This window comes from Streptomyces sp. YIM 98790 (assembly GCF_011421595.1).
In the GTDB taxonomy this organism is placed as follows: domain Bacteria; phylum Actinomycetota; class Actinomycetes; order Streptomycetales; family Streptomycetaceae; genus Streptomyces.
Genome location: NZ_WTLH01000015.1, coordinates 1 through 10103, shown reverse-complemented (window position 1 = coordinate 10103; position 10103 = coordinate 1). Strand labels below are relative to the sequence as shown.

Sequence of the window (10103 nt, the reverse complement as noted above, 5' to 3'; positions counted from 1 at the left end):
CTTCGTCACGGCCGCCGGCAGCCCGGCGACGGCGGGCGGGGCGGCGGGCGATGCAGCGGGGGCCGGGGTGGTCATCCGGACGGCCCCCCGCGGTGGCCGGCAGGGGCGGTGCGGCCGGCCATCCGGGCGGCCAGGGCGTGGCGGCAGGGGCCGCGCCCGCCGCGGTGCTCGGCCCACCAGGGGCAGGTGCAGGTCATGGCGCCGGAGGCGGTGGCGCGCACCTGGTAGACCAGGTCGCCGGAGCGGACCGCGGCCAGGCCGTCCCCGAGGAGGGTCACCGCACCGGCGGCGACCAGCTCGCGGGCCCGGACCAGGCGCGGGTTGTGCTTTTCGGCGCGCGCGGCGTCATAGGGCAGTTCACGGTGGTAGTAGGCGGCCTCGGCGGTGTCGTAGCCGACGCGGCCGGCGGTGCCGAGCCGGGTGAGGGCCGCCCGCACGCGCTCCCGGGGCAGGCCGGACCGGTCGGCCAGTTCGGCCGGATCGATCCGCGGCTCCCAGGCCAGCAGCACGGAGAGCAGTTCGGCGTCGGCCGCGCTCTCCTCCCCGGCCAGATGCGTCAGCACCGCGCCCTCGCCGGAGAAGCCGCGGGCCGGGTCGGGCGAGAGGGTCAGCGTCAGCCGCATGCCGGGCAGGGTCAGCTCCCAGGCGCCGGGCAGCGGACCGGAGCCGGGACCGGCCGCCGGGCCGTAGACCCGCAGCCCGGTGGCGTGGCGCAGCACCCGGTGCAGGGCGGCCAGCCGGGCCGGGCCGGGCAGGCAGACCGCGCCCGGGGCGGGCCGGGTGGCGGGGCGCAGCCCGGTGCCGTGCGGGGCGGGCAGCACCCAGCGCACGCCGCCGGCCCGGCCGGAGAGACCCCGCGGCAGCGAGCGCAGGAAGCGGACCGCCTCGGCGGCGGTCAGCTCGGCACGCAGGTCGAAGCCGGAAGCGATGACCTGGGTCTCGGCGAAGCCGCGCAGCCAGCGGTCGGGCAGCGGCACCCGCTTCTCCACCAGCGGGCCGTCGAAGGTGGTGACGGCCAGCTCCTCGGGGCCGACCCGCAGATGCAGCGGTTCGCTGCCGCCGAGCCGGGCGAGCGCCTCGCGCAGCGGGTTGTTGATGTCCACATGGGTGGTGCCGTGAGCGACATCGGCGCCGTCCAGTCCGGCGGCCAGCACATCGAGCCGGGCGTGGACGCCGCAGCATCCGGAGAAGGACTCGAACCGCAGCCGGTCGCCGTTGGCGGTGACCACCGGGTCGAGCGAGGCCAGTCCGGGCCGCGGCTGGTAGTAGCGGGCGGCGGCGACATCGGCGACCGACAGCAGGGCCTGGGCGGCGGCCCGGGGCTCGGCCAGGAAGCCGGTGAAGAAGCGCGGGTTCGCCTCGGCACCGGCCGGGGTGATCCCGCCGGAGGTCTCCAGCCCGAGCCGCGCCCCGCCCGCCCCGCCACGGACGGCGGACGGACGGCGGTAGGCGTACGCCTGCACTGATCGCTTCATGCAACGGAACGTAACGCACGCCACTGACAAGCACGTTCCCGCGCGGCTCGCGAAAGCCGGGCGCGGTGCGGGGGCCGTGCCGCGGCGAGGGCCCCAGGCGCGCTCCCGGACGCCTGCACTGCCGCACCGACGTGTGGCGGAGCGGTTGCCGGGTCAGGGCGACGGGTTCAGGGCGGCCATCAGGCGGCGGGCTTCGGTGGTGGTGCGGGAGGCGGCGCGGCGGGCGGCCAGTCCGGCCAGGCCGGGCAGTGCGGCACGGGGCCGGAGGTGCTCCGCGCAGTCGGCGGCAACCGCCAGCAGATCGCCCAGCACCCGCGGCGGCCGGTCCGCCGTCAGCAGCGGCGGCAGCAGCGCCGCCAGCACCGACCACACCGTGCCGCGGGCGCCGCTCTGCGCGGCCATGGCCAGCGCCGCCGCCGTCCGGACCGGCCGGTACGCCAGCGCCGCCTCCGGGCGCAGCAGCCGGGCCAGGGAACGGGCCAGCAGCCCGGCGTCGAGCCGCCGCTGCGCGGCCAGCGTCAGCAGCGCGTCCACCGCCGCCGTCCGGTCCTCGCCGCCGGCCGCGCCCAGCCCGCGCGCCAGGCAGTCGTGCACGGCGGCGCCCGCCTCCCCCGGGGCCTCGGCGAGCAGCGGCAGGTCACCGGGTGCCCGCCACCAGTCCGCGGCGTTCTCCCCGACGAGCAGCGCGCCGAGCTGCCCGGCCACGGTCTCCCGCTGCCCGGGCACGGTCAGCAGCCAGTGCCCGGCCGGATGACTGCCCGGGCACCAGCCGGGGACCTGCGGGAACGGTTCGGCCAGGGCCTGGAACTCCCGGGTGCGCACCTGGCCGGGGACGGCCAGGCCGGCCATGGCCGGATGTCCCTGCCGGCCGGGTACGACGGGCGGGGGCGGGACCGGCTGGTCGCCGGGATGCGGAGGCGGGCCGGCGGCCAGGCAGGCGGCCAGCCGGTCACCCTCGGGGATGCCCACCGCCCCGGCCCGGGCGGCGAGTGCGGCGCGGTCCTCCGGGCCGGGGTGGCGCAGGCGGAGCAGGGCCTGGTCGGTGTCGGCGGCGGCGGGCCGCACGCCCAGCCGGGTGTACCCGGCCAGCCTGCGGATCAGTTCCTCGGGGGCCAGCTGCCCGTTCCGGCTGCCGGGGGTGGCCAGCAGCAGCGGCAGCGGGTCCCCGGTGACGATCCGGTGTGCGGCCTCCCGCAGCCGCGCGTCCAGCGCCGCCCGGAACCGGTCAGCGGGGCAGCGCGCCCCCGCGCCCGCCTCCGGTCCCGCGTCGCCGAGTGCGTCGGCCGGTCCGAGGGTGCCGAGCACGGCCGCGACGACCACCCCGAGCTGGTGGGTCTCCTTGCGCAGGACGTCGGCGTGCAGCAGCCAGGGATGGCGGTCGGCCAGCGGCTGGAGCGCCTCGGCCAGCGCCTTGCGGTCCCGGTGGGCCAGGCGTATCAGCCCGTCCAGGGCGCGCTCGAAGTCCAGGGCCGTGTGCGGGCCGTCCACCGGCCGCCGGGCGGACTCGAAGCCGGCCAGCACCGCGGCCACCTCGGCGGCCAGCGACGCCGGTTCCCCGGGCGGAGTGCCGAGCGGCTCGTCCCCCCGGTACGGCGGCAGCGTTTCGGTGTGTCCGGCCGGCTCCCCGTCCGGCGGCGCGGGCCACGGGTCGGGCAGCAGCTCGGGCTCGCCGAGCAGTCCGGCGGCACGGGAGCGCAGCATCGGCGTCAGCCCGGCCGCGGCCTGTGCCAGCCGCTGCCGCGCCCGCGTCTCCGCCGCCGCCCCCGGCAGGTGCCGGGCATGCCGGGCCAGCAGCCGCACCGCCCGTTCCTGGAGGGTGGTCTCGGGGTGGGCGAACGCCTCGGCCGCGGCCGGCAGCAGCAGCCCGGCCTGCTCCGGCCGCTGCCGCAGGGCCCGGTCCAGCAGCGTCAGCTGGGCCTGCACCAGCTTCTTCTCGGTGCGGAACAGCACCGCCGGGCTCAGCTCGGCGAGCGTGGCGGCGGACAGCCGGTCCGCGTCCCACAGCCGGCGCAGCGTGCCCAGTGCCCAGGCGGCCACCGCCGAGGGTGCGTCGGCGGCCAGCGCCGCCCAGTCGCCGGTGCGGAACTCCAGCTCCTCGTCGGTCGGTTCCAGGGCGGCCAGCAGGGTGAGGTGGAAGGCCAGGTCGTCGGCGCGCCCGCCGCGCACCAGCACCGAGCAGCAGCCCTCCAGCAGCATCCGGCGGTCCAGCAGCCCCTCGCGGGCGAGCGCGGCCAGCGCACCGGGCCACTGCCGGGAATCGCGTATCTCCTCGGGTGTGGCCCTCGCGGGTGCGCCGCCCAGTTCGCCGCCCATCCGGTCGATCTCGAAGAACCGGGGGACGAGCAGCGGCGTGTACGGGTCCCGGCGCAGCACGTCGAGCCGGGTGACCGGGGCCGGGCCGGGCCGGGTGCGGCGCCGCGGGACGTGCCGGGTCTGCTCGGTGACCGCCAGCGCCCACATCCGCACGAAGGGATCGCCCAGCGGCACCGGGGCGCCCGTCTCCCGTTGCAGGGCTTCGGCCATCCGGTAGTCGGGGAGCAGCAGCCGGGGGTGGTCACCGAGCCGCTCGATCAGCTCCCCCGCCCAGTCCCGGCCCCGGGGGGCCAGCACCGCCACCAGGTCGGCCGGGTTGAAACGGTGCCAGCGCAGGTCGGGGGCCATCAGCCACTGGGTGCAGCCGGCCGGGCCGCGGTGGCAGCCGGCGCCGGCCAGGCGCAGCGCGGACAGGTGCGGCCGGTGCTCCCAGGAATTGTCGCGGAAGGCACGGCGCCGCTTTGTGAGGACCTCCAGCAGCGCGCGCCGCTCGCCGTCGCCCAGTTCCGCCAGCGGCGCCGGGACGTCGGCGGGCCGTCCGGCGTCCACCGCCGCCAGGACGGCACGGGCGGCGTCCGGGCTGCCGGGCGGCAGGCCGGCGGTGCGGGATGCGACGGTTCGGGTCATGCGGGGTTCCGTTCGGGTTCGGCGGCGGGGCTCCGGGGCGCCGGGCGGACGGCCGTCCCGGTCCGGGACGGCCGTCGCCGAACGTAACCCACGCCGCCGACAATCGCGTTGGGCGGGCGACGGGGGGGTCGCCGGGGGCTAGAGCGAACTGCGGAACGGCCCGGTCACCTCATAGGTGATGCCGCCGCCGCTGGAGCCGCTGGTGCCGCGCTGGGAGGAGAAGTACAGCCGGTTTCCGGCCGGGTTGAAGGCCGGGCCGCAGATCTCGGAGGAGCTCTGCCCGGTGATCCGCAGGAACGGGGCCACCACGTCGTCCGGGGTGATGACGCAGATCTCCATGTTGCCGCCGTCCTCGGCCACGTAGAGGTCGCCGACCCGGGCGCCGGTGATGTTGTCCACGCCGGTCAGCGGCGGGCTGGAGGTGAGGTTGTCGTCGTAGGCGATGGCCAGGGTGTTGGCCGCCGCGTCGTAGGCCCAGACCCGGTTGTCGCCCTTGGTGGTGAAGAAGCAGGTGCCGGAGGCGTAGTAGCAGCCTTCGCCGCCGGCGAACCTCTTGGTGCCGGAGACCTGCTTGCGGGTGGCCCTGGAGGAGCCGTCCGGGTCCGGGACGGTGGCCCAGCTCAGGCCGGAGCCGGTCTCCCGCAGCACCTGGAGGGTGCCGGAGGAGAGATCACCCCAGGTGTCGGGCACGAAGCGGTAGAAGGCGCCGTCGCTCTCGTCCTCGGTCAGGTAGACGACCCGCCGGTCGGGGTCGCAGGCCGCGGCCTCGTGCGTGAACCTGCCCATGGCGGCACGGCGGACGGCCGGGTTGCTGCCGTAGGGGTCGGTCTCGTAGACGTAGCCGCGGGAGACCTCCTCGCAGGACAGCCAGGTGTTCCAGGGGGTGGCGCCGCCCGCGCAGTTGCGGTTGGTGCCGGAGAGTATGCGGTAGGCCCCGGTGACCGACCCGCTGCCGTTGAAGCGGATGGCGCTGACGCCGCCGGAGCCGCTGCCCAGTTCGGCGTTGGAGACGTAGATCCAGCCGGAGCCGTCGGGGAAGCAGGCGCCGCCGTCGGGGGCGCCGTGCCAGAGGTAGCCGGTGGAGGCGACGGCCTGGCCGGAGCGGGCGATCACCCGGCTGGTGAAGCCGGACGGCAGCATGATCCCGTTGGCGTCGGCGGCCCGGAGCGGGCCGTAGGGGCCGGTGCCGGTCCGGGCGGGGTAGCCGAGGGACTCGCGCGTCATGGTGAAGCCGAAGGCCACCGCGCCGGTGCCGACGACGGCGCTGCGGAGGAGGGTGCGACGATCCACTGCTGCTCCTTCTTCTTCAAGGAGGCGGCGGAGGCACCGGCGGTGCGGCACCTCCGGAGGTCACCCGGAGCGTAGGGATCGGGTACCGCCCTGAGCAGGGCTTATGTCATGAACATCACAAGTCGGCCAGTCGACCTGCGGGAGACGCCGGAGAGTGGCTGCCCGGCCGCGTGACCCCCGCGTGAACCGCCGGCGAACGTCTCGAAGGCATCCCACGGAGCACACCGCGGAGGAGCCGCTCACCGAGGAGCACACCAGGGGAATCCGGGCGCCCCCGGCGGGTACCCGCACCGCTCATCGAATGCCCGGACCGGCGAGCGAAAGGACGACCCCGATGAAGGCCGTGGTCTGGCGGGGCAAACGCAATGTCCAGGTGGAGGACGCGCCCGACCCCGCGATCCAGGAACCCACCGACGCGGTGATACGCGTCACCTCCACCGGCCTGTGCGGCTCCGACCTGCATCTGTACGAAGTGCTCTCGCCCTTCATGACGCCCGGGGACATCCTCGGCCATGAGCCCATGGGCATCGTCGAGGAGACCGGCGCCGAGGTGCCCGGCCTCAGCGCGGGCGACCGCGTCGTCGTCCCGTTCAACATCTCCTGCGGCCACTGCTTCATGTGCGAGCGCGGGCTCCAGACCCAGTGCGAGACCACCCAGGTCCGGCAGCAGGGAACGGGCGCGGCGCTGTTCGGCTACACCAAGCTGTACGGGCAGATACCGGGCGGCCAGGCCGAGTACCTGCGCGTGCCGCAGGCCCACTACGGGCCGGTCAAGGTGCCCGAGGGCGTCCCCGACGACCGCTATCTCTTCCTCTCCGACGTCGTGCCCACCGCCTGGCAGGCCGTCGCCTACGCGGACGTGCCCAAGGGCGGCACGCTGGCCGTGCTGGGCCTCGGTCCGATCGGCGACATGTCCTGCCGGATCGCCCTGCTGCAGGGCGCCGAGCAGGTGATCGGCATCGACCTGGTCCCGGAGCGGCTCGACCGCGCCCGCAGCCGGGGCGTCGAGACCCTGGACCTGACCGCGCACGACGACATCGCCGCCGCCGTCCGGGAACGGACCGGCGGACGCGGCGCGGACTCGGTCATCGACGCGGTCGGCATGGAGGCCCACGGCAGCACGGCCGGCAAGGCGCTCCAGACCATGGGCGGCCTGCTGCCCGGCAAGCTGGCCGAGCGGGTGATCGGCAAGGCCGGTGTGGACCGGCTCGCCGCGCTCTACCTGGCCATCGACATGGTCCGCCGGGGCGGCACCATCTCGCTCTCCGGCGTCTACGGCGGCATGACCGACCCGCTGCCGATGATGACCCTGTTCGACAAGCAGATACAGCTCCGGATGGGCCAGGCCAACGTCAAACGCTGGATTCCCGAGATCCTCCCCCTCCTCAGCGACGACGACCCCCTGGGCACCGCCACCTTCGCCACCCACCACGTCCCCCTGAGCGAGGCCCCCCGCGCCTACGAGATGTTCCAGCGGAAACAGGACGGCGCCGTGAAGGTCGTCCTCAAACCCTGACCCCTCCGGCACCCGAGCCCGGCCACGCGGGAATCCCGCTCCGGCCGCGGACGTGAAGAGGTGAGCCGGGGCGGTACGGGGCGGGGGTCGGGGCGGAAGGGGCCGGGTAGCATCAGCGCGCACGTATGAGCGAGTGGCAGGGGGCGGAGGGATGAGGGTGCCGGTACGGCCGGTGGCCGCCGGAGTGACAGCGCTGGTGCTGGGCGCCGCGCTGGCCGGGTGTGCGGAGATCCTGGAGGAGGGCTCGGACGAGGCGACCGCCACCGTGGGCGGTGCGGGCCAGGAGGATGCGGCCCCGGGCGGGGAGGGCGGGGCCGGCTGGCAGCCGGTCAGCAAGCTGCCGGGGCTGCCGGCGCCCTCCGAGGGGCGGGAGATGCTGGCAGCGCTTGCTGTCGCCGACGAGCGGCCGATGACCGGCTACTCCCGTGACGAATTCCCGCACTGGAGCAGGCAGGACGGCTGCACCGTCCGGCAGACCGTGCTGCTGCGCGACGGCAACGAGGTGAAGACCGGGGACGACTGCCAGCCGGACAGCGGCGAGTGGTACAGCGTCTACGACGGGCAGACCCTCACCAGCGCCGGGGACGTCGACATCGACCACATGGTGCCGCTGGCCGCCGCCTGGCGCTCCGGAGCCGACGAGTGGGACCGGGAACGGCGCGAGGCGTTCGCCAACGACCTGGAGAATCCGCAGCTCATCGCGGTGAGCGCGAGCTCCAACCGGTCCAAGGGCGACCAGGACCCGGCCGACTGGCAGCCGGTCGAGGAGTACTGGTGCGAGTACGGCCTGGCCTGGACCGCCGTCAAGGACGCCTGGGACCTGACCGTCCACGAGGACGAGCGGGAGATGCTCGGAAAGATGCTGGACACCTGCCCGGCCTGAGCCGGGCACCGCATTCGGCCGGCCGGCCGTCCGGTCCGGGCCAATTCCCGGACGATCTTGCCAGGCGGCGGATTACGGAACCCCGGGAAAGCAGAAAACCCCTGGTGCCGCTGTCCGCTGCGCAGCAGCGAAGCCGCCGGCACAATGGCGGATAGCGCTTACTGACGCGGACGGTAGTTCTCGGCCTTGTCCAGAATCGCGGTGAAGCGGGCCCATTGTTCTGCCGCTTCGCGCGTGGGACCGACGGTGAAGTCCTCCGGATCGAGAAAATTCAGCCGCTCCCGCGTGGCCGGGTCCAGATCCCGCCACGCCGCCTCATCCTGCGGTGACCGCGCCACAGTCGTTGCACACCCAGTTGCCGTTGTTGAGCTTTCGCCCGTTACCAGAACCACATGATGGACACTGCACCAGAGCCCGCCCCCCCGTGACAACCCGCCTGAGCTGCTGGGAGGACCGACTGTAGCGTGCACGGCGCCTGCTGGGCAGTCCTCGGGGGCGCGGCGTGGCGGTACCGGTGAGTTCGTCACCGCCACGACACGCCCCCCGCCGGGAACTGCATTCCCCTTTATGTGAGCCGCAGCAGTTTCGCGCTCGGCCCCGGCTCGGTGAGATCGCTTTCCAGGGCGATCGGCACCTCGACCGCTCCCGTCCCGTCCCCCACGGTGAGCGAGCCGACGACCGTGCCGGCCTTCGCCGTGCCGGGCAGTTCCCCGCCCTCGTCCTTTCCGGTGAGTTTGATCTCCACCTTCAGCCCGGACCAGCCGACCGCATGGACATCCTCGGTCACCACCACCGGCGTCCGGCCGCCCAGACCGTCGTCCACATATCCGACGACGTCTCCCGCGGTGAGGATGGTCTCGCTCCGCAGCTGCTGCTGGGCGAACGTCATCAGCTCGTCGCCCGCCAGCACGGCGCCGGTGCGGATGGAGTTGTCCGAGGGGTGCGGCGGCTGGGCGAGCACGGCACCCACGATCAGCCGGCTCTCGCCCGCGACCTCCTGCCGGGCGGCGAAGAGGAAGTTGCCGCCGGTGGCGGTGCGGCTGCCGGTCTTGATGCCGACCACTCCGCCGACCGGCACCAGGAAGTTGCCGTTGCGGTGCACATTGCCGTACTGGTCGGTGTATTCGGAAAGGGTGACGATCTGCCGCAGGACCGGGTCCTCCATGGCCGCGCGGGCCAGCCTGACCAGATCCCCGGCCGTGGAGACAGTGCCCAGATCGAAACCACTGGGGTCGGTGAACGTGGTGTTCTCCATGCCGAGCCCGGCGGCGGCGTCGTTCATCTTCCGCACGAACGCCTCCTGCGAGCCGGCGTCCCAGCGGGCCAGCAGCCAGGCGACGTTGTTGCCGGAGGCGATCATCAGCGCCTGGAGCGCCTCCCGCTGGGTGAGCGTGTCGCCGGCCCGGACCGGGACCACCGAGTCGCCGCGGGTCTCGCCCAGGCCGAAGTCCTTCTCGGCCTGCTCGTCGACCGGGATACCGGCGCCGTCCTCGTCGGTCCCCATCGGGTGGTCGCGCAGGATGATGTAGGCCGTCATGGTCTTGGCGACGCTGGCGATCGGCACCGGCTCCTGCTCGCCGAACGTGCCGAACGAGCCGATGCCGTCCACCTCCAGCGCGGCCTGACCGGTCTCCGGCCAGGGCACGGACGGGGTCTCGCCCTCGAAGGTGAAGCTCCCGGCGGCGGTCAGGGCGAGGGACGGGGCGGGCAGCGGGCGGACGAGCTGGACGACGGTGAGCGCGATCAGCACCAGCAGGACCAGCGGGGTCCAGATCTTGATCCGGCGGGCGACGGTGCGCAGCAGGGTGGGCCGGGGCGCCGGACGGTTGGTCAGCTCGGCCAGCAGCGCGAGCGGATTGTCGACCGGCTTCAGTTCCGGCTTGTACTCCGGCTCCGGCCGCGGCTCCGGCGCGGCCTTCCGCTCCGGCCCCGGCCCGGGCTCCGGCCCCGGCCCGGGCCGGGGCGCGGGCGGGGCCACGGGCGGGGACGCCACGGCGTC

6 protein-coding genes and 1 pseudogene are annotated in these 10103 nt (G+C 74.8%); 2 read left to right on the top strand and 5 right to left on the bottom strand.

Annotation, left to right across the window (positions count from 1 at the left end):
* Positions 1–71: 71 nt before the first annotated feature.
* The 3 genes from GQS09_RS04780 to GQS09_RS04770 all read right to left on the bottom strand — a co-directional run bounded on the left by GQS09_RS04780 (position 72) and on the right by GQS09_RS04770 (position 5705).
* Complete coding sequence (locus GQS09_RS04780; RefSeq protein ID WP_165984711.1) at positions 72–1475, bottom strand: SWIM zinc finger family protein; 1404 nt, start codon at positions 1473–1475, stop codon at positions 72–74.
* 153 nt (positions 1476–1628) lie between these two features.
* Positions 1629–4415 (bottom strand): DUF6493 family protein, encoded by a 2787-nt coding sequence (locus GQS09_RS04775; protein WP_165984710.1) that lies wholly within the window; start codon positions 4413–4415, stop codon positions 1629–1631.
* 138 nt (positions 4416–4553) lie between these two features.
* Positions 4554–5705 carry an alkaline phosphatase PhoX gene (locus GQS09_RS04770; protein ID WP_165984709.1) on the bottom strand — a complete coding sequence of 384 codons (1152 nt, stop codon included), beginning with the start codon at positions 5703–5705 and terminating at the stop codon, positions 4554–4556.
* 334 nt (positions 5706–6039) lie between these two features.
* Between GQS09_RS04770 and GQS09_RS04765 the strand changes: the two genes are divergently transcribed.
* Positions 6040–7221, top strand: coding sequence for a zinc-dependent alcohol dehydrogenase (locus GQS09_RS04765; RefSeq protein ID WP_165984708.1), 1182 nt, complete (start codon positions 6040–6042; stop codon positions 7219–7221).
* 151 nt (positions 7222–7372) lie between these two features.
* The gene (locus GQS09_RS04760; protein ID WP_165984707.1) at positions 7373–8104 is read left to right on the top strand and encodes an HNH endonuclease family protein; all 732 of its coding nucleotides are present in this window, start codon (positions 7373–7375) and stop codon (positions 8102–8104) included.
* Positions 8105–8262: 158 nt separating this feature from the next.
* Here the strand turns inward: GQS09_RS04760 and GQS09_RS04755 are convergent, their stop codons facing one another.
* The gene (locus GQS09_RS04755) at positions 8263–8496 is read right to left on the bottom strand and encodes a hypothetical protein (RefSeq protein WP_207957467.1); all 234 of its coding nucleotides are present in this window, start codon (positions 8494–8496) and stop codon (positions 8263–8265) included.
* A gap of 173 nt (positions 8497–8669) precedes the next feature.
* Positions 8670–10103: pseudogene (locus tag GQS09_RS04750) on the bottom strand (D-alanyl-D-alanine carboxypeptidase); the annotation flags it as partial.